Genomic DNA, 22,947 nt, shown 5'->3' on the forward strand with positions numbered 1-22,947 from the left:
AACTCACAACGCCCGTAAGGAATCCCGGAATCGGTTCTGATTCACGCGATGGTGTGATCATGTCCCGCCCCGCGGATGGCGCGTCCGGGGCAGGGGTAGGGCCCCGCCCATGACACAGCCGTTCGTACTCCCGCACTTCTACATGCCGTATCCCGCGCGGCTTAACCCGCATCTGGACGAGGCGCGCGCCCATTCGACCGTCTGGGCACGGGAGATGGGAATGCTGGAGGGCTCAGGCGTCTGGGAGCAGTCCGACCTCGACGCGCACGACTACGGGTTGTTGTGCGCGTACACGCACCCCGACTGCGACGGACCCGCCCTCTCACTGATCACCGACTGGTACGTGTGGGTGTTCTTCTTCGACGACCACTTCCTCGAGGTCTTCAAGCGCAGCCAGGACCGCGACGGCGGCAAGGCCTATCTGGACCGGCTGCCCCTGTTCATGCCGCTCGATCTCTCGACTCCCGTACCGAAGCCGCAGAATCCGGTGGAGGCGGGCCTCGCCGACCTGTGGACGCGCACGGTTCCGTCGATGTCCGTGGACTGGCGCAGGCGGTTCGCGGTCGCGACCGAGCATCTGCTGAACGAGTCGATGTGGGAACTGTCCAACATCAACGAGGCGCGGATCTCCAACCCGGTCGAGTACATCGAGATGCGCCGCAAGGTCGGCGGCGCGCCCTGGTCGGCGGGGCTCGTGGAGTACGCGACCGCCGAAGTGCCCGCGGCCGTAGCGGAGTCGAGGCCGCTCAGGGTGCTGATGGAGACCTTCTCGGACGGCGTCCACCTGCGCAACGACCTGTTCTCGTACCAGCGGGAGGTCGAGGACGAGGGCGAGCTCAGCAACGGCGTGCTCGTCCTTGAGACCTTCTTCGGGTGCACGACCCAGGAGGCCGCCGACACCGTCAACGACATCCTCACCTCACGGCTCCACCAGTTCGAGCACACCGCGCTCACCGAAGTGCCCGGGCTGGCCCTGGAGAAGGGCCTCACCCCGGACCAGGTCGCCGCGGTGGCCGCGTACACGCGCGGGCTGCAGGACTGGCAGTCCGGCGGCCACGAGTGGCACCTGCGCTCCAGCCGGTACATGAACGAAGGAGCCCTGGAGGAGTCGCGGCCGTTCGGAATCGGTGGTTTCGGCACGTCCGCCGCCAACATCGGCGCACTCCTGGCCTCGGCCGGCGCCGAACGGCTGCGCGCCTACACGCACGTGCCCTACCAGAAGGTCGGCCCGTCCCTGCTGCCGGACTTCTACATGCCGTTCGGGCTCACTCTGAGCCCGCACCTGGACGGCGCGCGGTCCCGCCTCGTCGACTGGTCGCACGCCATGGGCATCCTCCAGGAGGGCGTCTGGGACGAGGACAAGCTCGCCGCCGCCGACCTGCCGCTGTGCGCGGCCGGCATCCACCCGGACGCGACGGCCGACGCCCTCGACCTCAGCTCCGCCTGGCTGGCCTGGGGCACCTACGGCGACGACTACTACCCCCTCGTCTTCGGCCACCGCCGTGACCTGGCCGCGGCCCGCCTGTGCACCGAGCGCCTCTCCGCGTGCATGCCCATCGAGGGCGACGGGTTCCCGGTCCCCGTCAACGCCATGGAACACGGCCTGATCGACCTGTGGCGGCGCACCACGGTCGGGATGACCCCCGACCAGCGGCGCACGTTCCGTGCCGCGGTGGACGTGATGACCGAGAGCTGGGTGTGGGAACTGGCCAACCAGATCCAGAACCGGGTCCCCGACCCGATCGACTACCTGGAGATGCGCCGCGCCACCTTCGGCGCCGACCTCACCATGAGTCTGTGCCGGATCGGCCACGGCCGGTCGGTCCCTCCGGAGGTCTACCGAAGCGGCCCCGTCCGGTCGCTGGAGAACGCGGCCGTCGACTACGCGTGCCTGATCAACGACGTGTTCTCCTACCAGAAGGAGATCGAGTACGAGGGCGAGATCCACAACGGCATCCTCGTCGTCCAGAACTTCTTCGGCTGCGACTACCCGACCGCGCTCGGCATCATCCACGATCTGATGACCCAGCGCATGCAGCAGTTCGAGCATGTCGCAGCTCATGAATTCCCCGTCCTGTACGAGGACTTCAAGCTCACCGAGGAGGCGCGAGCGACCATGGACGGCTATGTGACCGAACTGCGGAACTGGCTGTCCGGCATCCTGAACTGGCACCGGGAGGTCCCCCGGTACCAGTCCGACCACCTGGCGAGCCGGTCCCACGGCTTCCTGCCGGACCGCAGCGCGCCCCTGCCGATCGGCTGAGTGTTCCCCGCCGTCCGGTCGCGGTCGGTCGGCGGTCGGGCCGGGAGTCCGGTACCGGTCCCGCGCGCGTGCCTCCGGGCCGTGCCGGGGCCGGTCCCCGGCCGTTGTCCGTCAGCCGAGGCCGCGGACCGCTCCGCCGTCTCCTCGGCGAGTTCCCGTACGCCCGTGGCGGCGTTCCCCCGAGAGCCCGCCGCGTATCGCGTCGGCGGCGGAACGACTCTGTCGCAGCAGCCGCAGGGCGTGATCGGTCGGCGTGCCGCAGCACGTGACAGCGGACCTTCCCCCGGCTGCGCCGTGTTCGGACGCCTATGGCTGCCCATGTCCGATCCCACGTCAGTCTCACTCGTTCGTGGCTCGTGGTGCACCGGTGCGCCGGGTAGAGCACCTGGCGGAGGCGAACCATGGAACAGACTGCGCTGCGTCCCAAGCCGATGCCCGGTCAGGAACCGGCCGGCGGCACCACACCCCGCCCGGCCCGGCGCCCGCATGCCGCGCGCCGCCGCGGCCGACGGCTGACGACCCTGCTGTTCTGCCTGTTCATCGGGGCCGTCCTGGTTCTCGCGGGCGTCGGGCTCGGCACGCTCGGTGCCACGGTGATCGGCCTGAGCAAGCTCGCGGACCTGCGGAGTCAGGCGGGAGAGGGCGGGCGGAAGGGGCAGCCCGGGGAGGCGCCGGGCGCGCGGGGCGGGGAGCACGCCGGGTCCGGCTCCGGGGCGGGGACCGAGTCCCGGTCCGAGTCCCGGTCCGAGTCAGGATCCCCGTCCGGGGCCAGCCCTTCCCAGTCGTCCTCGGGCGGCGCGAGCCCGGCCTCCCCGCCCTCGGCCGTGACCGCGACACTCGGCGTCGAGGCCGTGGACGCCGAGAAGGCGGGAGCGCTCCTCGTCGGCGTCCATGTGCCCGGCCCGGGCTACAGCGCGGGCCTCGTCAGGGGCGACGTACTCCTCGCGTTCGGCGGGAACCGGATCGACTCGGCGTCCGATCTCGCCCGTGTGGTCGCCCACGCCCGCCCGGGTTCCGAGATCACCCTCACGGTCCTTCACCGCAGCGGCGGCTACCAGCAGTTGGTGGCGGTTCCGGGCGTCGTCACCTGACCGCGCCCCCACTCATACGACGACCCTGAAGTGGCTGGTCAGCCGCCCGGTGTCGTCCAGTATGTGAAAGGCGAGGCCGACCGGTGCGTCCCGGTCCGCGGCCCCCTCGCCCTCCCAGGGCAGCCGGAGGGTCCAGGTCACTCCCGGGCCGACCAGCAGCGGCCGGCCGGCGAAGACCGTGGCCGCCGGTGTGTGCGCGTGACCGGTGACGAGCCCGGCGATCTGGGGCCTGCGCTCCATCAGCGCGGCCAGTCGGCCCGGTGCTTCCAACTGGTAGGCGTCGGGCAGGGGATGGTGGAGGGCGACCGGTGGGTGGTGGAAGGCGAGCAGTGCCGGGACCCCGTCGTCCAGTTCGTCGAGCGTTCCGTCGATCCAGTCGTACGTCTCGTCGTCCAGGGCGCCTTCGTCGCTGCCCGGCACACTGGAGTCGCACATCAGAACGGCGGCGTCGTCGAAGACGTGCGCGCTGTTCACCGGCCCCTCGGCGGCGGGCAGTCCGAGCAGTGCCTTGCGGTAGGGCGCGCGGCTGTCGTGGTTGCCCGGGCAGGTGAGCACCGGGAAGGGTGCGTCGCCGGTGCGCAGCCCGAGGATGCGCGCTGCCTCCTCGTACTCGGCCTCCGTGCCGTGGTCCGCGATGTCCCCGGTCACCAGCAGGGCGTCCACGTGCCCCGGCAGCTCCCACAGTCGGTCGCGCACCTGTTCGGCGCGTGCCGTCGACCGTGCGGTTCCGTCGAGGTGCAGATCGCTGATGTGGGCGAGTACGAGCATGACCTTCCGCCTCCCTTAATGGTTCGGGTAGATCTAACCATTAGATCTAATGGTTGCTCAACTACCTCCCGTTAGTTCAAGGGGTCGGGGTGGGTGACGCAGGTGGTGGGGGCCGTCAATCGGCTCGCGCCGCCCCGTGCATCCGGGCAGGATGCTGCCCGTAGCCCCTCGCCCTTCCATGGAGGCCCGGATGACCGGCAGCACGCCCGCGCCCTTCACCGCCGACGACTACCGGGCGCGGATGGGGCGCGCCGTACGGGCCGCCGAGGACGCGGGGCTCGCCGGGCTCCTGGTGGCGCCCGGACCCGACCTCGTCTGGCTCACCGGCTACGCGCCCACCGCGGTCACCGAACGCCTCACCCTGCTCGTGCTGGCCGCCGGACAGGACCCGGTCCTCGTGGTGCCCGCCCTGGAAGCCCCGGACGCGGCCCACGCGGCGGGCGCGCCCGCCCTGACCCTGCGCCACTGGACCGACGGCAAGGACCCCTACGCGGCCACCGCGGCCCTCCTCGACGCGACAGGCCGTTTCGGGGTCAGCGACAACGCGTGGGCACTGCACCTGCTGGCACTCCAGCAGGCGTTGCCCCGCAGCTCGTACGTCTCGCTCACCGAGGGACTGCCGATGCTGCGCGCGGTCAAGGACGCGACGGAACTGGCCCGTCTGGCAGCCGCGGGCGCGGCTGCCGACGCGGCGTACGAGGAGATCCGCAGGGTTCCCTTCGGCGGACGCCGGGAGAGTGACGTCGCGGGCAACCTGGCCGATCTGCTGCGGCGCTTCGGGCACTCCCAGGTCGACTTCACGATCGTCGCCTCCGGCCCCAACGGCGCCAATCCGCACCACGAGGCCGGCGACCGCGTCATCGAGCACGGCGACATGGTCGTCCTCGACTTCGGCGGCCTTCTGCACGGCTACGGCTCCGACACCTCCCGCACGGTCCACGTCGGCGAACCGGACGCCGAACAGCGCCGGGTCCACGACATCGTGCGCGAAGCCCAGGAGGCGGGCTTCCGGGCCGTGCGGCCCGGCGCCGCGTGCCAGGACGTCGACCGGGCGGCCCGTGCGGTCATCACCGAGGCCGGGTACGGCGAGTACTTCATCCACCGCACCGGCCACGGCATCGGCGTCACCACGCACGAACCGCCGTACATGATCGAGGGCGAGGAACGGCCCCTCGTCCCGGGCATGTGCTTCTCCGTGGAACCCGGCGTCTATCTGCCCGGACGCTTCGGCGTACGCATCGAGGACATCGTCACGGTCACCGGCGACGGCGGCCGGCGACTCAACAACACCACCCGCGAGATGGTCATAGTGGACTGACCGCACTCAGGAGCCCATTCCCGCCCTCACCCCCGGACGACAGCGGCGCGACCATGACCCAGGCACCGACACCCACCGCGGACACGGTCCGCACACTGGTCCGATCCCTGCTGACGGACGGCACGACCGGCACCCCCGGACCCGACGTCCGGCCCGCCGACGCGGGCGGGGCGGGCGGTGAGCACTCCACCTGGTGGATCGGCTCCCGGCACGTACTGCGCCTCGCCCACGACCGCGAGACCTCCGCGCGACTTCGCCGCGAACCGCGCCTGCGCGACCTCGTACGCCCGCACATCGGCCTCGCCGTCCCCGTCGGCGTGGCGCACGGCGAGTGGGCCGACGGACTTGCCTACGCGCTGGACACCAGGGTGCCCGGTGGCTCGGCGGAGGAGCACGACGTCTCCGCCGTCGGCGAGGCCGACCTGGCCGCGCTGCTCACGGGGCTGCGCGAGGTGCCCGTACGGCAGGCCGAGACGCTCGGTGTGCCGCGGGTCGGGCCACGCTCCCTGGAGGCGCTGCGCCGGGCCGCCGAAGGCGCGGCCGAACGCCTCGCCGCGGCCGACGAGTTCGACCCCGCGCGCCTCCACCAGCTGACTCCGTCCGCCACCACGCAGCTCGCCGCGCAGGCCGGTACGGCGGTTCTCGTCCACCACGACCTCAGGGGCGAGCACCTGGCGGTGAGCGCCGACGGGCGGGTGCGCGGCGTCCTCGACTGGACCCACGCGGTCGTCGGCGACCCGGCCGAGGACATCGCCGGACTCGCCCTCGCGGTCGGCTCGCCCGCGGCCGTACGGGCCGCCACCCTCGCCGGGTACGCGGCCCGGCCCTGTCTGCGCGGACTGTGGCTCGCCCGCTGCGACACGGTCGTCCGGCTGGCCGAGAGCCTCGCCGGCCGCGACGCCGGCCCGCTGCCGCTCCGCAGGGCCCAACTGCGGCGTGCCTGGGAGGCGATCCTGCTGGAGCGGGTGACGGAGCTGCGGGAGGAGGACGAGCAGGGGTAGGTTCACCCCGCGCTCACCCTTGCTCCAGCACCACGCAGGACTCCCCGGGAACGTGCAACAACCCGTCGGCGCCCGGCAGTTCGACCGGTTCCCAGGCGGCCAGCACCCGTGCCCGTCGCGGGCCCAGGGGGATCGCCGCCGACTTCGGGGCGAGGTTCGCCACCACCCGTACGTCCCCGCGGCGGAAGCCGATCCAGCGGGCCTCCTCGTCGTACGCGACCTTGATGTCCGAGAGGTCCGGGTCCGTGAGGTCGGGCTGGGCGTGGCGCAGGGCGATCAGGTCCCGGTACCAGGACAGCACGCGCGCGTGCGGCTCGCGTCGGGGCTCCGACCAGTCGAGGCAGGAGCGGTCGCGGGTCGCCGGGTCCTGGGGGTCCGGCACGTCCTCCTCGGCCCAGCCGTGCGACGTGAACTCCCGTCGCCGGCCCCGCCGTACGGCCTCCGCGAGGTCGGCGTCCGTGTGGTCGGTGAAGAACTGCCAGGGAGTGCCCGCCGCCCACTCCTCGCCCATGAACAGCATCGGTGTGAACGGCCCGGTGAGCATCAGGGCGGCGGCGCAGGCGAGCAGTCCGGGGGAGAGGGCGGCCGAAAGACGGTCTCCCTGGGCGCGGTTGCCGACCTGGTCGTGGGTCTGCGTGTAGCCGAGCAGCCGGTGTGCGGCGACCCCCGTGCGGTCGAGCGGGCGGCCGTGCGCGCGGCCCCGGAAGGTCGAGTACGTGCCGTCGTGGAAGTAGCCGCCCGAGAGCGTCTTGGTGAGCGCCGCGAACGGGGCCCGCGCGAAGTCCTCGTAGTAGCCCCGCGACTCACCGGTCAGTGCCGTGTGCAGGGCGTGGTGGAAGTCGTCGCTCCACTGCGCGTGCAGTCCGAGACCGCCGCCCGCGCGCGGGGTGACGATCCGCGGGTCGTTGAGGTCGGACTCGGCGATCAGGGACAGCGGCCGGCCCAGGTCCGCGGCGAGGCCGTCCACCGCCGTCGACAGCTCCTCCAGGAAGTGGCACGCGCGCGTGTCCCGCAGTGCGTGCACCGCGTCCAGCCGCAGCCCGTCGATCCGGTAGTCGCGAAGCCAGGCCAGCGCGCTGCCGAGCAGATAGGCGCGCACCTCGTCCGACCCGGGCGCGTCCAGGTTCACCGCCGAGCCCCAGGGCGTCTGATGCGTGTCCGTGAAGTACGGACCGAAGGCGGGCAGATAGTTGCCCGACGGCCCCAGGTGGTTGTGCACGACGTCGAGGATCACGCCGAGACCGAGTGCGTGCGCCCGGTCGACAAAGCGCTTCAGCGCCTCGGGACCGCCGTACGGTTCGTGCACGGCCCACAGAGAGACCCCCTCGTACCCCCAGCCGTGCCGCCCCGGGAAGGGGCACAGGGGCATCAACTCGACGTGTGTGACGCCCAGTTCCACGAGATGGCCGAGCCGCTCGGCCGCCGCGTCCAGTGTGCCCTCGGGCGTGTACGTGCCGACGTGCAGCTCGTACAGAACCGCACCCGGCAGCGCGCGGCCCGCCCACTCGGTCCGCCAGGTGTGGCGCCCGTGGTCGACGACGGCGCTCAGCCTGTCCGGACCGTCCGGCTGGCGGCGCGAGCGGGGGTCGGGAAGCACGGGGCCGTCGTCCACGGCGAAGCCGTACCGCGACCCGTCCCCGGCCTCGGCCTCGCCGGACCACCAGCCCGTGCGCTCCGGATCGCGCTCCAACGCGCGCGTGGCGCCGTCGCACCGGAGCGTCACACGACTGGCCTGCGGTGCCCACACCTCGAAGTGCACGGACGGATCCCCTTACTCTGCCGAGCGGTGCTCACCGGGACGTAGCCCGTCCCATGGTGCTTCAAACGCCGACGGTCCGTGCTCGAATCCTCACCTTTGCCGAGCGTGTCGTCAGGTCGGCCCTGCGGGCCGCCGTTTCCGTGTTTTGTGGACACCCCGCGCGCGCTGCCCGACAATCACGAACGTGACGTCGTCCTTCGAGTTCCACACATACCCACCGCGCCTCTCCGACGCGGAGCGCGACAGGGCGCTGAAGGCACTCCGGGAAGGGGTGGCTCTGGGCCGGCTCTCGCACGACACGTTCATCCGGCGCATGGAACTGGCGCTGGCCGCCCGCCGCTCCGACGAACTGGCCGTCCTCACCGCCGACCTGCCCACCGAGAAGCGCCTCTCCCGTCTGGTGTTCGGGACGGTCGAAGCGGTCTCCGGCTTCACGGTACGACTGCGCAGGGCCTGGCAGGCCGAACGGCTCCCCAAGCTGCTGCTGCCCCACCCCGGCAACGGCCACCCGCTGCGCATAGGACGCGACCCCGCCAACGGACTGCGGCTCACCCACGAGACGGTCTCGCGCGTCCACGCCGAACTCCGGCGCCAGGGCGGCCTGTGGGTGCTGCGCGACCTCGGTTCGACCAACGGTACGACGGTCAACGGGCGTCGCGTGATCGGCGCGGCCGTCGTCCGGGACGGCGACCAGATCGGCTTCGGGCACATGGCGTTCCGCCTCTCGGCGGAGTGAAAGCGCTTCCGCGGGCGTTGCCTCGTCGGAGCAACTCACTTTGCGTGCCGTGGTGTTGACGTGACCCGTCAGTCGTGACTGACTGTGCGTGCGCCATGTACCCCAAGTGAACCGACGGCCCCGCTGTGGAGGTTGCCCTGTCGCCGCTCCTCCGCTATCCGTCCGTGGACGAGCTGGCCGACCGGGCCGCCGCACTCGTCGCCCGTCACCCCGCCGACGCCCGGCTGCGCACCGTGGGCACCTCGCGCGCGGGCACACCCCTGTTGCTGCTCTCCGTGGGACACGGCAGCCGTCACGCCCTGATCGTCGCCGGGCCGCACGCCAATGAGCCCGTGGGCGGCGCGACCGCCCTCCGGCTGGCCGAACGGGCCCTCGCCGACCCCGGACCGACCGTCCGCGCGGACGCCACCTGGAACCTCCTGCTGTGCCTCGATCCCGACGGCTCCCGCCGCAACGAGGGCTGGCTCGCGGGTCCCTACACCCTCGGCCACTACTTCCGGAACTTCTTCCGGCCCGGCTTCCTGGAACAGCCCGAATGGCTGCCCGACGGCGCGGCCGGGGCCGCCCTGCCGGAGACCCGCGCGCTGCTCGCCCTGCAGGACGAACTGCGGCCGTTCTTCCAGTGCTCGCTGCACGGCGTCGACGTCGGCGGCGCCTTCGTGGAACTCACCCGGGACCTGCCGGGCCTCCCGCAGCGCGTCGCCGAGACGGCGGCACGGCTCGGCATCCCGCGCGAGCTGGGCGCGTTCGACACCCTGTACTGGCCCAGGCTGGGACCCGCCGTGCACCGGATACCGCCGCCGAGGCGTGGCGATCTGGCCGCCGCCATCACGGAGGCCGCCGTCGAGTCGACCTGGTTCCATCCGCACCGGCACGGCACCGTGACGGCGATCGTCGAGGCACCCATGTGGGGCGTGGCAGCCGTGGAGGACGACACGCGTCCCGTCGACGCCGACGCGGTGCTGCGCACCGTCAGCCACACGCTGCGGCACGACACGCGGTTTCTGGAGGTGGTCCTGGGGCGGTTGCGGCCCCACCTCGCGCTCGTGCCGGACGCGGACCGTCTCCTCGCCCCGGTGGACGACTACCTACTGGTCTGCCCCGGTCTCGCCGACGCCTGGGACCCCGACACGGACGACGGCACCGCGCACCGGCTGCCACCGCTCGGCAACGCCCACCTGGCCACCCTGCGCATCGCCGGGCGGCGGTTGGCGCTGCGTACGGCGGGGCTGCTGCACCAGCTGGCGCGCGGCGCCGGGCCGGGGGCCGCAGACGTCCTGTGCGCGCTCGACCGGCTGATCGACGAGTGGTGCGCCGACTACCGCGACGGCTGCGGGGCGCGCTGGATACCGGTCGCCCGTCAGGCGGAGTACCAGTCCCGGGTGGCGCTCGCCGCGTTCGAACTGGCGGGCCGCAGCACGCGCGCGGGCTCACGTTCGGGTGAGCCGGGCTGGGGTGCGGGGACCGCGGTGCCGATGCACAGGGAATGACCCACACGATCAGCACCGGCAACACGATCAGGCCCGCCCGGATCATCAGGCCCGTCCCCGCCGCGCGAGCGGTACACGGTGCCCTGCTGGCCGTCGGCCTCCTCCTCGCGGGCTCCACCCCGGCCCAGGCGGCTCCCCAGGAGGACGCCCGGGGCAACTGGCTCTACGTCACCGTCAGCCGCGGCGAGCCGGGCGGCGACACCCGCGGCACGCTCGTGCTGTGCGACCCGCCCCTGGGCCACGCGCAGGCGGCTCGCGCCTGCGCGGAACTCGCCGCGGCGGACGGCGACATCGGTGGCATCCCGCCGAGGAAGACCCTCTGCCCGATGCTCTACTCGCCCGTCACCGTGCACGCGGAGGGCGAGTGGAACGGCCGCCCGCTGGAGTACGACAGGACCTTCTCCAACGGGTGCGAACTGGGGGCGAGGACCGGCGCGGTGTTCGCCCTGTAGAGCCTCATCGGGGGCGCTCCGAAGCGGCGAACGGTTTCGCCTGTCTATCTCCGAGGCGCGCCCTCGCGCGCGTGCCGCGCCGCGGCCACCACCGTGCGGGCCTGGTGCTCGACCTGATGCTCCAGGGGCACCCAGCGCGCGCGGAAGCGGTCCATGAAGGCCTCGCTCCAGGACGCGACCAGGTGTTCGAGGTGCGGTGCCGCGCGGTCGTCGGTCTCCCGCAGGACCCGCAGCAGCATCGCGGCGGCGCGCAGCGGCAGCCTCCGGCCGAATGCGTCCACGCTGCCGACGTACGCCATCGTCGTGTCGGCGGGCGGCGTGTGCGTCCAGTCGGCGGCCAGTCCGGGAACCAGCTCCAGCGCCCACTGGGCGGCCCGCAACAGGGGCCCCTCGGCCCCCGTCAGCCGGGGCAGCGCGTCGGCGAGGACCCGTTCGACCTCCACCCCGTCCCGCAACAGCCGGCCCGCCAGCCGCCGTATCGCCGCCGCCGGCGCGGGGTGCGGGGCCGGGTCGTCCACCAGGTCGCTCGCCCACATCGGCACCTCGACGACCGCCGTCAGACCGCCGTAGCGGTGGGCGTGGTACCAGGTGCTGTGCCGGGCGTCGTCCGGCATGCTCGGGTACGCCGCGTCCGAGCCCGGCGCCGGCATCACGTGCACGCCGGGCCCCGACGCGGGCCAGCCCGCCGCGTCCGAGGCACCCGTCTCCACCGGGATGTGCAGCTCCGCCGCCGACTTGGCGAACGGCTCGGCGAGCCCGGGGACGTCCTTCGTCAGCTGCACCCAGCTGCCCCCCACGTCGGTGCCGTGCAGGGTGACCTGGAGGTAGGGGCGCAGTTCGTCGATGACACCGGTCAGGGCGCGGGTCTCCGGCGGCAGCCGGTCGGGCGGCAGCACGGAGGGCGCCCACTCGGGCTGCTCGGGCCCGGCGGGCCGGTAGAAGCCGAGGTGGTAGTCGAGCAGGGTGCGCGGCGACGGCGTGACGTGCAGGCTGGCCCCGTCCGGGTCGGCGCACAGCAGGAAGTGCCAGGAGGTGCCCGACCGCAACTCGCGGTCGTGCACGGCCCGTGCCGCGAGCGACAGGAGCGTGGAGCCGCCCGTGGGCTCGTTGGCGTGGGCGCCCGCGACGACGAGCACGGCATGTCGTGCGTGGCCCACGGACAGCAGATACAGAGGCCGTCCGGCGCGGGAGGAGCCCACCTGCCTGAAGGTGCACAGGCCGGGCCGGTGAGCCGCCAGCGCCCGGGCGGACGAGACGAGTTCGTTCACACTGGGGTAGCGCTGCTCCGGCAGGAGACTCACCCCCGTCTGGTCCATCCTGCGTCGCAATCCGCAGTACCCCATGGCGTCCAGGAACTGTCAAGGAGGTGGCGGGGGCGGCTCCAGGGGGCGCCAAGGAGCATTCACCGCCGACGGGACCGCACGGCAGGGGCGTCTGCCGTGCGGGACGGCCGCACACCGCCCGCCGAGGGCGCGTACGCGGGCCATCGGCGGGGTGCGAAGAGGGCGACGCCGCTCACCACTACGCGCCGGTGGTCCCGTGTGGGCGCCGGGAGCGCGCGCCTCTGTACGCCGGGCGCATGGGTGCTTGCAAAGGCGTGCGGCGCAGTGTTCACGCCCCCCCGCTCCCGCTCCCGCTCCCTCGCCCTCTCACTCCTCGCCGACACGCTCCAGCAGTGCCACCGGCAGCCGCGCGAAAAGCTCCGCCACGCGCGCGTGCCCGGTGAACTCCCGCTCCGGAGACAGCAGATCGGCCCACCGGCCCGGCGGCAGCGGCAACCGTGTGTCGAGCCAGCCGCCCGAGTCGGCCAGCCTCAGGGACAGCCGGGTCACCGCCGTGACCACCTCCCCCGAGCGCGCGAACGCCGCACAGTGCGCCGCCGCCGGACCCTCCGCGACGAGCGGCGTGTACGTCGCCGTGTCGCCGAACACCGCCGGGCGCCGTGCGCGCAGCCGCAGTGCCGTCGCCGTCAGCTCGTCCTTCTCGCCGGGAGCCTCGGGAGGGAACCGGACGGGACGGCGGTTGTCCGGGTCCACCAGGGCCCGGTACTCGCTCTCCGTGCCCTGATAGAGGTCCGGAACGCCCGGCATCGTCAGATGGACCAGGGCCGAGCCCAGGACGTTCGACCGGACATGGGGCTCCAGGACGCTCCGCAGCGCGGCCACGTGCTCGCCGGGCGCCCCGCACGGGCCCGCCGCCACGAATGCCGCCACCGCCTCCTCGTACGCCGGTTCCTGCTCCGTCCAGGCGGTGTGCAGGCCCGCCTCCCGGACGTGCTTCAGCAGGGCGCCCTGGAGGCGCTCACTGTCCGCCGGTCCCAGGCCGAAGGCCGTCTGCCAGGCCGCCCACGCCAACTGGGCGTCGGGCACGCCCTCACCGGCACGCGTGACCTCCGCGAGGACGTCGGCCCAGCGCTGCGGGCACTCGGTGAGCACGGCCAGAGCCGCGCGTACGTCGGCGCTGCGCTTCGTGTCGTGCGTCGACAGCACCGTCCCCGTGGCCGGCCAGTCGCGCTGCACGCGCGCGCAGTAGGCGTGGAAGTCCTCCGGGGACACCGCGGGACCGCCCGGGCTGCCGCCGACCTCGTTCGCCGACAGCAGCGGCACATACCGGTAGAACGCCGTGTCCTCCACGGACTTGGCCCGCAGCGCCGACGAGGTCTGCGCGAACCGGTCCCGGAACTCCCCATGCCCGGGCCCGTCCGCGTCGCGGCCCTGCCCGAGCAGCAGGTCCCGTACGACGTCCACGGCCCCGGCCTCCTCCGGGACGACGAACGCCTGCCGGGCCTCCGCGGCGGCCTCCTCGGTGACCACGGAGGCCGTGTCCCCGGGCGTGTAGGGACGGTAGACCTCCATGCGGACCAGCAGCTCGCGCAGCGCGGTACGCAGGGCCCAGGGGGCGCGGTCGCGCAGCGCGGGGTCCTGGGAGGCGGCGCAGAGACGGTTCGCCACGCGGGTCAGCCGGTCCACCTCGGTGGCCAGCTCGTGCGTCACCACCTTGTACGCGGCCCGCCGTACCGTCGCCTCCCAGTGCCCGCCCCGGTCGGCCTGAGGAGCCGCGAACCGCCGGTACTGGCCGAGGAGTTCGCCCACGCCCGCCGGATCCGTGAACAGGCCGTCCACGTGCCGCAGGGCGTCGTAGCCGGTGGTCCCCGCGACCGGCCAGCCCGCAGGCAGGTGCTCCCCGTCGGCCAGGATCTTCTCGACCACCGTCCAGCGGCCCCCGCTCGCCTCGTGCAGCCGGCGCAGATACCCGCCCGGGTCCGCGAGCCCGTCCGGGTGGTCGACCCGCAGCCCGTCCACCACCCCGTCGGCGAGCAGCTCCAGCAGCTTCCCGTGTGTCGCCGCGAACACCTCGGGGTCCTCGACCCGCACCCCGATCAGCTCCGAGATGCTGAAGAAGCGCCGGTAGTTGAGCTCGGTGCGTGCCAGCCGCCACCACGCCGGGCGGTACCACTGGGCGTCGACGAGCTGCGGCAGCGGCAGCTCCTCGGTGCCCTCGCGCAACGGGAACACATGGTCGTAGTAGCGCAGTACGTGGCCGTCGTACCCCAGGTGCGCGTCCCGCCACCGCTCGACCTTCAACAGGTCCCACACCTCGCCGAGCGGCTGCCCGAGCACCGGCAGCAGCAGGCGCCCGTCCTGCGCCTCCCAGTCGATGTCGAACCACCGCGCGTACGGCGAGCCCGGGCCCTCCCGGAGCACCTCCCACAGGGGGCGGTTGTGACGCGGGGACATGGCCATGTGGTTGGGCACGATGTCCGCGACCAGGCCGAGACCGTGCTCCCGCGCGGTGTGCGCGAGCGCGCGCAGCCCCTCCTCGCCGCCGAGTTCACCGCGCACGCGCGTGTGGTCCACGACGTCGTAGCCGTGCGTCGAACCCGGGACGGACTCCAGGAACGGTGACAGATGCAGATGCGAGACGCCGAGCGAGGCCAGATACGGCACAGCGGCCGCCGCGGCACCGAACGGGAACGCGGGCTGGAGTTGCAGCCGATAGGTCGCCGTGGGCACGACCGGGTCAGGACGCTCAGGTGTCATGGGAACCTACGTACCCGCCCCACCGCCTTTCGTGTCATCGACTCCCGCACACGGCCGTCGAAAACGGCCCTCCACGCGCGCGTGGAGGGCCGCAGGGGGCCGTGAGAAGGACTACGCCGGGCGTTGCAGCACCGTCAGGCTGTGGTCCACCAGGGTCAGGCGGTCGCCCGCCGCCACCTTCGCGCCCGTACCCGGTGCCACGCCCTCCGGGCGGGCCGTGTCGATCACGACCTGCCACTGACGGCCGTGGTTGACCGGTACCACGAACTCCAGGGTCTTCGGCGAGGCGTTGAACATCAGCAGGAACGAGTCGTCGGCGATGCGCTCCCCGCGGGAATCCGGCTCCGAGATGGCGTTGCCGTTGAGGAACACGCTCATCGCGCCCGCCTGCGCCGAGTTCCAGTCGCGCTGGACCATCTCCTCGCCCGCCGGAGTGAACCAGGCGATGTCCGACAGATCGTCGTGGGTGCCCTCCACGGGGCGGCCGTGGAAGAAGCGGCGCCTGCGGAAGACCGGGTGGTCCTTGCGCAGCCACACCATCGCGCGCGTGAACTCCAGCAGTTCGGCGGAGCCGGGAGCGGCTTCGTCGCCCTCGCCCGGCCACGGGACCCAGGAGATCTCGTTGTCCTGGCAGTACGCGTTGTTGTTGCCGCCCTGGGTGCGCGCGAACTCGTCGCCGTGGCTGATCATCGGCACGCCCTGGGACAGCATCAGTGTCGCGATGAAGTTCCGCAGCTGGCGCGCCCGCAGCGCCAGGACGTCGGGGTCGTCGGTCTCGCCCTCCGCGCCGCAGTTCCAGGACCGGTTGTGGCTCTCGCCGTCCCGGTTGTCCTCGCCGTTGGCCTCATTGCGCTTCTCGTGGTAGGACACCAGGTCGTTGAGCGTGAAACCGTCGTGGCACGTCACGAAGTTGATCGAGGCCAGCGGACGGCGGCCGTCGTCCTGATAGAGGTCCGAGGAGCCGGTGAGCCGGGACGCGAACTCCGCGAGCGTGCGCGGCTCGCCCCGCCACATGTCCCGCACGGTGTCGCGGTACATGCCGTTCCACTCGGTCCACAGCGGCGGGAAGTTGCCCACCTGGTAGCCGCCCTCGCCCACGTCCCACGGCTCGGCGATCAGCTTCACCTGGGACACCACCGGGTCCTGCTGGACCAGGTCGAAGAACGACGACAGCCGGTCCACCTCGTGGAACTGCCGGGCCAGGGTGGCCGCGAGGTCGAAGCGGAAGCCGTCGACGTGCATCTCGGTGACCCAGTAGCGCAGCGAGTCCATGATCATCTGGAGCACGTGCGGGGACCGCATGAGCAGCGAGTTCCCGGTGCCCGTGGTGTCCATGTAGTACCGCTGGTCCTCCATGAGCCGGTAGTACTGCGCGTTGTCGATGCCCTTGAAGGACAGCGTCGGGCCGAGGTGGTTGCCCTCCGCGGTGTGGTTGTAGACCACGTCCAGGATGACCTCGATGCCGGCCTCGTGCAGCGCCCGCACCGCCGACTTGAACTCCAGGACCTGCTGGCCGCGGTCGCCCCAGGAGGCGTACGCGTTGTGCGGGGCGAAGAAGCCGATCGTGTTGTAGCCCCAGTAGTTGTTCAGGCCCATGTCCACCAGCCGGTGGTCGTTCACGAACTGGTGGACCGGCATCAGTTCCAGGGCCGTGACGCCGAGTCCGGTCAGATGTTCGATGATCGCGGGGTGGGCGAGTGCCGCGTAGGTGCCGCGCAGCTCCTCGGGCAGCGCCGGGTGGCGCATCGTCAGGCCCTTCACATGGGCCTCGTAGATCACCGTGTGGTGGTACTCGGTGCGCGGGCGCCGGTCGTCACCCCAGTCGAAGTACGGGTTGACCACCACCGACGACATGGTGTGCGGCGCCGAGTCGAGATCGTTGCGCCGCTCGGGCTCGTCGAAGTGGTAGCCGTACACCTCCTCGCCCCAGGTGACCGAACCGCTGATCGCCTTCGCGTACGGATCGAGCAGCAGCTTCGCCGAGTTGGACCGCTGGCCGTGCTCGGGCGCGTACGGACCGTGCACGCGGAAGCCGTACCGCTGCCCCGGCATCACCCCCGGCAGATACGCGTGCCGGACGAACGCGTCGCTCTCCCGCAGCTCCACCGCGGTTTCCGAGCCGTCGTCGTCGAGAAGACACAGCTCGACCCGGTCGGCGGCCTCCGAGAAGACCGCGAAATTGGTGCCGGCGCCGTCGTACGTGGCACCGAGTGGATACGCCTCTCCTGGCCAGACCTGCATGCGCTCGACTCTCTCAGTTGTGGTCCGCCGCTGGGGCCGACTCCACTCCGAGTCTCCCCGAAAGTGATGGAACCACCTACGACTTACGTCCCTCTTACCGGTCGACCAGTGCGTACCCGCCCACGCGGGTATGTCAAAACTCTTCTTCTTCACGTACTCCCTGGGCTGTGAGGGGGAGTAAGGGGACAACGTGCGCAAGATCGTGCGCCGCCACCTGGGCAAGGTGGTGGCGGGTACGGGGATCGCGGTTGCCGGTACGGCCGTGATGGTCGCCGTGACGCTGCCGGGATCGGCCGGGGCCGACGAATCGGGAGGCACCGGGACCGCCGGGAGTACGGCGAGTACGGGCGGCGGATCGGGGCAGTCCGCGCAGGAGCAGGGCGCGGTACAGCCGGGTGTCGTCGAACAGGCGCCCGCCGAGGGCGAGAAGGGCAAGGGCCGTGATCCGCTGACCGACGACGAGATGGCGCGGGTCGAGCGGATCGTCCTGAACCGGCAGCTGCTCAACTCCAGTGAGAACGTCGAAGGCGGGCGCGGCCCGCAGCGGATCGGCATCGACCTCGCCGACCCCGACGCCGCCGAGGCGGACAGGGCGAACGCGCCCCGGCGCGCGGACGTGTCGTACTACGACTACAAGGACGACACCCTGGTCACCAGGACCGTCAACCTCGACACCGGCAAGGTCGAGCGCACCGGTGTCCAGCACGGCGTACAGCCGCCGCTGAGCCGCGCCGAGACGGTCGAGGCGACGAAGCTCCTGATGGCCGACCCGCTGGGCGCGGGCCTGAAGGCCGACTACAAGGACGCCACCGGCGCGGAACTCACCTCGCCGGACCAGCTGCTCGTCAGCAGCATGGTGTACCGGGCCACTCCGGGCGCCCAGCCCGCCGTACTCGACGCGTGCGGCGACCACCGCTGTGTGCGGCTCTTTCCCAAGGTGAAGAACGGGCCGTGGATCGACGCCCGTTCGCTCGTGATCGACCTGAGCGCCCGCAAGGTGGCCGAACTCGGCTGAACCGGGTGCCTTTCGCACTCCTGCACTCTCACACCCCTTTCTCTCCTCCCAGGGAGCCTCTTCGTCATGCGTGTCAAAAGAAACAGCCGTACCCGGGGACGGGCGACGGTCGGACTCGTGGGCCTCTCGGCGGTCGCGCTGTCCGCCGGCCTCACCACCGCGGCGGGACCGGCCGCCGCCCAGCCGAAGGCCGGGCCCGTGCCGCCCGCCGAGTGCAGCGCGCCCTACCGCATCGAGCAGAAGCTCGCCACCGGCACCACCTGGCGGATGTGCTGGCGTTACGAGAGCGAGGCCGGGCTCGTCCTGGAGAACGTCTCGTACCAGCCCCCGGGCGAGTCCCAGCCGATCAAGGTCCTCAACTCCGCGAGGCTCGGCCAGATACACGTCCCCTACGACGACGGGAAGGCCGAGTACCAGGACCTCACCCAGGCGGGCTTCGGCCAGGGCCTGATGAACATGGCGCCCGGTGAATGCCCCGGCGGCACCATCAAGACCGTCAAGGTTCCCGAGGCCTGGGACCCGGACAACGCGAACGTCAAGGGCCTGTGCACCACGACCCGTTCGCGCGGCCACGCCTACCGCATGCAGAGCGACACCGGGAACAAGGTCTGGCAGACCCAGGGCAAGGACCTGCTCGTCTACACCGTCAACCAGGTCGGCTGGTACGAGTACATCACCGAGTGGCGCTTCCAGGACGACGGCACCGTCAACATGAACGTCGGCGCCACCGGCAGCCTCGCGCCCGAGGACTACGACGCGGGCGACGGCCGCGGCTGGCCCATCGGCAAGGGTGCCAAGGCGTACGCCACCAGCCACAGCCACAACGTCTTCTGGCGGCTCGACTTCGGCCTCGACGGCTCGTCCAAGGGCAAGGTCGAGCAGTACGACTCCGTGGTCAGCCCGCCCGCGAACGGGCAGGAGGGGCCGACCAACAAGACGACCCGCACCCAGGTCAAGAAGGAACTCGCGGGCGACGCCAAGAACATGCGCTGGTGGCGGATGGTCAGCGCCACCGGCAAGAACAAGGACGGTCACGCGCGGTCGTACGAGATCGTCCCCGCCGCCACCACCAAGTACCCGGGCCGCAGCTACACCCGGCACGACGTCTACTTCACCGAGTACAACAAGTGCGAGCAGTTCGCCAGCGACAACCTGGGCGACTGCGGTGCCGGTGCCAAGAAGTCCGTCGACGGATGGGTCAACGGCCAGACCCTCACCCACCCGTTGGTCTGGGTGAATGTGGGCTTCCACCACATAGCCCGGGACGAGGACCAGCAGCCCATGCCCGTCCACTGGCAGGGCTTCTCCATCGCCCCGCGCGATGTCACGGCTATGAATCCGCTCACTCCCGCCGGGCTCGCCGACCAGAACGGGCATGTCGAAAGCGGTAGTTGAGAAACGACCATGTCCATCCTGCTGCACCGTTGACCGCTCCCGGAGTACCCTTCCTTGATCGTCGGCCGGGATCGGCCACGGGGAGAGCTCGGGGGAGCGGAAGGCGGTGCGCGGGTGGGCTCGGGAGGGCTGGAGCTGCCCCCTGGTGACGAGGGTCACGAGGGGAACTCCACAGAGGTCCCGCCCGGCGCGGTGTCCCTGGCACGGCCGATGGAGACGGGTTCCATTGGACCGGAACTGGACTGGGACGCCGACGCCTGGCGCGAGGTGCGTACGCGCGCCCAGCGGGCCGGCCGGGCCTACATCTGGCTGAACCTGGTCGAACAGCGGCTGCGCGCGGTCGTGGCCGCCGTCCTGCGTCCCATCTACGAACCCGTCCACGGCGACGAGTGGGTGGTCGCCGCCGCCGGACCGGCCGGCCAGGAATGGGTGCAGCGCGCGGTCGCCGTACGCGAAGTCAGCCGCCGCAAGGGCTACCTGCTCGACCCGGCGGACGACAACGTCCTCAGCTTCCTGACCCTCCCCCAGCTGCGTGAGCTGATGGTGCAGCACTGGCCGTGCTTCGAGCCGTACGTCGACGAGCGCCGCGACGTCGAACTCGCCCTGGACGAGCTGGAGGTCACCCGCAACGTCGTCTCCCGCAACCGGGCCCTGTCCGAGGCGGTCCTGGGCCAGGCCGAGCGGGCCTCGGGCAAGCTCCTGGAGACCCTCGGTACGGGCGGCGACGTGCCCTCCGCGCGCCGGTTGCCGGTGGACGCGGTCGAGGACCTGGTGGGTGAACGGTACGGGGACGTGGTCGCCGTACACACCGACCGCGTACGGCTGATGCGCCAGTTCCCGGCCGAGGACATCTTCGGCGGCGCGCGTCGCCTCGACGCCATCGGTATCGGTCTCAACCTTCTTGTGCAGAACTTCTCCGGGCGGCGACTGGTACGGCTGGCGGAGTCGGGCTGCCGGGTGAGGCTGCTGTTCCTGAACCCCGCGTCCAGTGCGGTGAAGCGGCGTGAGCGGGAACTCGGCCTCAAACGGGGCGAGTTGAGCCGGGCCGTGGAGATGAACATCCTGCACATGCGCCGGGTGCGGTCGAAGCTGCGCGATCCGGGCGCCTTCGAGATCCAGGTCTTCGACGAGACTCCCCGCTTCACCGCCTACCTCGTCGACGGGGACGGCTCGGACGGGGTCGCCATCGTGCAGACGTATCTGCGCCGGACGCGCGGGATGGAGGCGCCGGTGCTGGTGCTGCGGGGCGGAAGCCGGTTGGTCAAGTCGGGCGAGGCGGAGGAGATAGGCCTTTTCCCGACATATCGCGAGGAGTTCGAGGTGGCCTGGGCGGATTCACGTCCGGTGTCCTGACCTGCCTGTCCTCCTCAAGCGGAATGCGGTCCTCTGATTGTCAGTGGCTCATGGGATCGTGGAGACCACTGGGGGAAAGCACCACCAAGAAGGCAAGAAGGGGGGCCAGGCATGGGCTGGCACCATGAGCTGCTGATCGGCTTCGACCTGGAGACGACCGGGACGGATCCGAGCGAGGCACGCATCGTCACCGGCGCGGTGATCGAGGTGAGGGGCGGTGAGCCGCTCGGCCACCGCGAATGGCTGGCCGATCCGGGTATGGAGATCCCGGCGGAGGCGGTGGCGGTGCACGGCATCACCAACGAGCGCGCGACCAGCGAGGGCAGGCCGGCCGACCAGGTCGCGGACGCGATCGCGGACGCGCTGGCGACGTACTGGAAGACGGGCGTACCGGTGGTCGCCTACAACGCGAACTTCGACCTCACCCTGCTCTCGGCGGAGCTGCGACGACACGGCCTGCCGTCCCTGCGTGAGCGGCTGGGCGGTCCGGATCCGGCGCCGGTGATCGACCCGTACACGATCGACCGCTCCGTCGACCGCTATCGGCGCGGCAAGCGCAACCTCGAAGCGGTGTGCCGGGAGTACGGCGTCTCGCTGGACGCTGCTCACGACGCGTCGGCGGACGCGTTGGCCGCGGCGCGGCTGGCATGCGCGATAGCCGAGCGGCACCCCAAGATCGCGGGGCTCGGGCCGGTGGAACTGCACCGGCGTCAGATCGAGTGGTACGCGGAGTGGGCGGCGGATTTCCAGAGCTTCCTGCGGCGCAAGGGGGAGGTCGACGCGGTGGTCGACGGGACGTGGCCTGTGCGGGAGGTTGTGGGCGGGGTGGTCTGAGGGGGAGTTTTCCATCCGCCTGCCCGTTCACCGCATGTGTCCGGCCCGGGAGGTACCTCTTCAGCGCCGGTCGGCACCATCCAGCCTGTCCGGCGTTTGAGGACGAGGCCCGTTCAGGGCCGAAGCGGGGGTCCGGGGGCGGAGCCCTCAGGGATGGGACGGGTAGGGGCGGCGGGGGCGAGAACCTTGGCCTGTGCCGCGCGGTGGGCGCGTTCCACCGACTGCCCCCAGTACGTGCCCGTGACCATCAGCGTCGCACCCAGCGCCGTGAACGCCGTCAGATGCTCGCCGCCCAGGGCGATCCCGATCGCGGCGGCCCAGATCGGCTCCGTCCCCAGCAGCAGGCTGGCCCGGCTCGCCGAGGTGCGCTGCACGGCCCAGGTCTGGGCGAGAAACGCGAACACGCTGCAGAACAGGGCGAGATAGAGCAACTGCGTCCATGTCCCGGAGTCGGCTCGGACCAGCGCCGGAAGGTCGGGAGCAGCGGCCGGCAGGAACAGAGCCGTGCCGATCACGGTCTGGAACGTCGTGAGGTGAAGAGGGCGGATCGGCCGGCCCGTGGTGAGGCGTCCCACCAGAGCCACGTGGACCGCCCGCACCAGCGCCGCCCCCAGCATCAGCAGGTCACCCAGCCGCGGCGCGTGGAAACCGTTGCCGGACATCAGCAGGCCGACGGCCAGGACACAGACGCCCGCGGCGGCGTAGAAGGCCGGAGGCAGCCCGCCGGGGTGCCCGGCGCGGTCCAGGAGAGGGGTGAGCACGATGGTCAGGCTGATGATCAGGCCCGCGTTGGCGGCGGTCGTGTGGGCGACTCCGTACGTCTCCACGACGAGGACAGCGGCCTGCGTGACCCCGAGCGGCAGCCCGGCCCGCACCTCCTCGCGGGTCCACAGACGAAAGTCGGTGCCCCGCTGCCGTTCCTTCCCCCGCCCGGCGGCGATCAGGCCGAGACAGGCGAGCGCGGAGAGGGCGTAGCGCGCGAACAGGACCACGAGAACGGGCAGGGCGGAGGTGGCTGTCTGGGCGGACAGATAACTGGAACCCCAGACGAGCGCGACCAGGAGGAGTACCGCGTCGGTACGGCGGGAGTCGGACACGCGACTACGGTGCACCGGCATCGACCCTGAAGGACAGGGCCACCTTCTTAAACGATCTTTTAGTTTCCCTACACGGTCTGCCTACACTGGCCCC

At 71.7% G+C, this 22,947-nt stretch carries 17 protein-coding genes; 11 read left to right on the forward strand and 6 right to left on the reverse strand.

All coding sequences use genetic code 11. The features are described 5' to 3' along the window. Positions 1–109: 109 nt before the first annotated feature. On the forward strand, positions 110–2,263 hold the full coding sequence (gene cyc2 / locus OHN74_RS33725) for a germacradienol/geosmin synthase Cyc2 (protein ID WP_327698338.1): 2,154 nt from the start codon (positions 110–112) through the stop codon (positions 2,261–2,263). A gap of 401 nt (positions 2,264–2,664) precedes the next feature. Next, positions 2,665–3,354 (forward strand): PDZ domain-containing protein, encoded by a 690-nt coding sequence (locus OHN74_RS33730; RefSeq protein ID WP_327698339.1) that lies wholly within the window; start codon positions 2,665–2,667, stop codon positions 3,352–3,354. Positions 3,355–3,366: 12 nt separating this feature from the next. On the opposite strand, the gene OHN74_RS33735 is transcribed toward OHN74_RS33730, so the two are convergent. Continuing rightward, positions 3,367–4,122, reverse strand: a complete 756-nt coding sequence (locus tag OHN74_RS33735) for a metallophosphoesterase (protein WP_327698340.1) — start codon at positions 4,120–4,122, stop codon at positions 3,367–3,369. A gap of 190 nt (positions 4,123–4,312) precedes the next feature. On the opposite strand from OHN74_RS33735, the gene OHN74_RS33740 reads away from it, so the two are divergent. Together OHN74_RS33740 and OHN74_RS33745 are read left to right on the forward strand one after the other, a co-directional pair. Then, entirely contained in the window at positions 4,313–5,440 is a 1,128-nt protein-coding gene (locus OHN74_RS33740; protein WP_327698341.1) for an aminopeptidase P family protein, read from the forward strand. A gap of 53 nt (positions 5,441–5,493) precedes the next feature. After that, entirely contained in the window at positions 5,494–6,441 is a 948-nt protein-coding gene (locus OHN74_RS33745) for an aminoglycoside phosphotransferase family protein (RefSeq protein ID WP_327698342.1), read from the forward strand. Positions 6,442–6,454: 13 nt separating this feature from the next. On the opposite strand, the gene treZ is transcribed toward OHN74_RS33745, so the two are convergent. Continuing rightward, on the reverse strand, positions 6,455–8,200 hold the full coding sequence (gene treZ, locus OHN74_RS33750; RefSeq protein WP_327698343.1) for a malto-oligosyltrehalose trehalohydrolase: 1,746 nt from the start codon (positions 8,198–8,200) through the stop codon (positions 6,455–6,457). Between the two features lie 184 nt (positions 8,201–8,384). On the opposite strand from treZ, the gene OHN74_RS33755 reads away from it, so the two are divergent. From OHN74_RS33755 to OHN74_RS33765, 3 genes are all read left to right on the forward strand, one after another. Further along, positions 8,385–8,936, forward strand: coding sequence for an FHA domain-containing protein (locus OHN74_RS33755; protein ID WP_327698344.1), 552 nt, complete (start codon positions 8,385–8,387; stop codon positions 8,934–8,936). 164 nt (positions 8,937–9,100) lie between these two features. Continuing rightward, the gene (locus OHN74_RS33760) at positions 9,101–10,426 is read left to right on the forward strand and encodes a M14 family zinc carboxypeptidase (protein ID WP_327700367.1); all 1,326 of its coding nucleotides are present in this window, start codon (positions 9,101–9,103) and stop codon (positions 10,424–10,426) included. Continuing rightward, positions 10,423–10,878: an SSI family serine proteinase inhibitor gene (locus OHN74_RS33765; protein ID WP_327698345.1), complete on the forward strand. Its 456-nt coding sequence runs from the start codon at positions 10,423–10,425 to the stop codon at positions 10,876–10,878. The genes OHN74_RS33760 and OHN74_RS33765 overlap by 4 nt, the downstream gene beginning before the upstream one ends. A 44-nt stretch (positions 10,879–10,922) precedes the next feature. Here the strand turns inward: OHN74_RS33765 and OHN74_RS33770 are convergent, their stop codons facing one another. The 3 genes from OHN74_RS33770 to glgX all read right to left on the reverse strand — a co-directional run bounded on the left by OHN74_RS33770 (position 10,923) and on the right by glgX (position 17,159). Continuing rightward, positions 10,923–12,179 (reverse strand): M14 family zinc carboxypeptidase, encoded by a 1,257-nt coding sequence (locus OHN74_RS33770; RefSeq protein WP_327698346.1) that lies wholly within the window; start codon positions 12,177–12,179, stop codon positions 10,923–10,925. A gap of 348 nt (positions 12,180–12,527) precedes the next feature. Further along, entirely contained in the window at positions 12,528–14,918 is a 2,391-nt protein-coding gene (treY, locus tag OHN74_RS33775) for a malto-oligosyltrehalose synthase (RefSeq protein WP_327698347.1), read from the reverse strand. 111 nt (positions 14,919–15,029) lie between these two features. Beyond that, complete coding sequence (gene glgX, locus OHN74_RS33780) at positions 15,030–17,159, reverse strand: glycogen debranching protein GlgX (RefSeq protein ID WP_327698348.1); 2,130 nt, start codon at positions 17,157–17,159, stop codon at positions 15,030–15,032. 190 nt (positions 17,160–17,349) lie between these two features. Between glgX and OHN74_RS33785 the strand changes: the two genes are divergently transcribed. From OHN74_RS33785 to OHN74_RS33800, 4 genes are all read left to right on the forward strand, one after another. Next, positions 17,350–18,174, forward strand: a complete 825-nt coding sequence (locus OHN74_RS33785; protein ID WP_327698349.1) for a Tat pathway signal sequence domain protein — start codon at positions 17,350–17,352, stop codon at positions 18,172–18,174. A gap of 66 nt (positions 18,175–18,240) precedes the next feature. Beyond that, positions 18,241–19,569, forward strand: coding sequence for a copper amine oxidase (locus OHN74_RS33790; RefSeq protein ID WP_327698350.1), 1,329 nt, complete (start codon positions 18,241–18,243; stop codon positions 19,567–19,569). Positions 19,570–19,683: 114 nt separating this feature from the next. Beyond that, positions 19,684–20,922 carry an SAV2148 family HEPN domain-containing protein gene (locus tag OHN74_RS33795; RefSeq protein ID WP_327698351.1) on the forward strand — a complete coding sequence of 413 codons (1,239 nt, stop codon included), beginning with the start codon at positions 19,684–19,686 and terminating at the stop codon, positions 20,920–20,922. A gap of 111 nt (positions 20,923–21,033) precedes the next feature. Beyond that, positions 21,034–21,756, forward strand: a complete 723-nt coding sequence (locus OHN74_RS33800) for a 3'-5' exonuclease (RefSeq protein ID WP_327698352.1) — start codon at positions 21,034–21,036, stop codon at positions 21,754–21,756. Positions 21,757–21,869: 113 nt separating this feature from the next. On the opposite strand, the gene OHN74_RS33805 is transcribed toward OHN74_RS33800, so the two are convergent. Beyond that, positions 21,870–22,853: a DMT family transporter gene (locus OHN74_RS33805; RefSeq protein ID WP_327698353.1), complete on the reverse strand. Its 984-nt coding sequence runs from the start codon at positions 22,851–22,853 to the stop codon at positions 21,870–21,872. Positions 22,854–22,947: the final 94 nt, after the last annotated feature.

Source organism: Streptomyces sp. NBC_00459, assembly GCF_036013955.1.
Classification (GTDB): domain Bacteria; phylum Actinomycetota; class Actinomycetes; order Streptomycetales; family Streptomycetaceae; genus Streptomyces.

Excerpts from the sequence above, each read along its gene's own strand:
- cyc2 (WP_327698338.1), top strand. The coding sequence starts at position 110 with ATGACACAGCCGTTCGTACTCCCGCACTTCTACATGCCGTATCCCGCG.
- OHN74_RS33730 (WP_327698339.1), top strand. The coding sequence starts at position 2,665 with ATGGAACAGACTGCGCTGCGTCCCAAGCCGATGCCCGGTCAGGAACCG.
- OHN74_RS33735 (WP_327698340.1), bottom strand. The coding sequence starts at position 4,122 with ATGCTCGTACTCGCCCACATCAGCGATCTGCACCTCGACGGAACCGCA.
- OHN74_RS33740 (WP_327698341.1), top strand. The coding sequence starts at position 4,313 with ATGACCGGCAGCACGCCCGCGCCCTTCACCGCCGACGACTACCGGGCG.
- OHN74_RS33745 (WP_327698342.1), top strand. The coding sequence starts at position 5,494 with ATGACCCAGGCACCGACACCCACCGCGGACACGGTCCGCACACTGGTC.
- OHN74_RS33765 (WP_327698345.1), top strand. The coding sequence starts at position 10,423 with ATGACCCACACGATCAGCACCGGCAACACGATCAGGCCCGCCCGGATC.
- treY (WP_327698347.1), bottom strand. The coding sequence starts at position 14,918 with ATGACACCTGAGCGTCCTGACCCGGTCGTGCCCACGGCGACCTATCGG.
- glgX (WP_327698348.1), bottom strand. The coding sequence starts at position 17,159 with ATGCAGGTCTGGCCAGGAGAGGCGTATCCACTCGGTGCCACGTACGAC.
- OHN74_RS33790 (WP_327698350.1), top strand. The coding sequence starts at position 18,241 with ATGCGTGTCAAAAGAAACAGCCGTACCCGGGGACGGGCGACGGTCGGA.
- OHN74_RS33800 (WP_327698352.1), top strand. The coding sequence starts at position 21,034 with ATGGGCTGGCACCATGAGCTGCTGATCGGCTTCGACCTGGAGACGACC.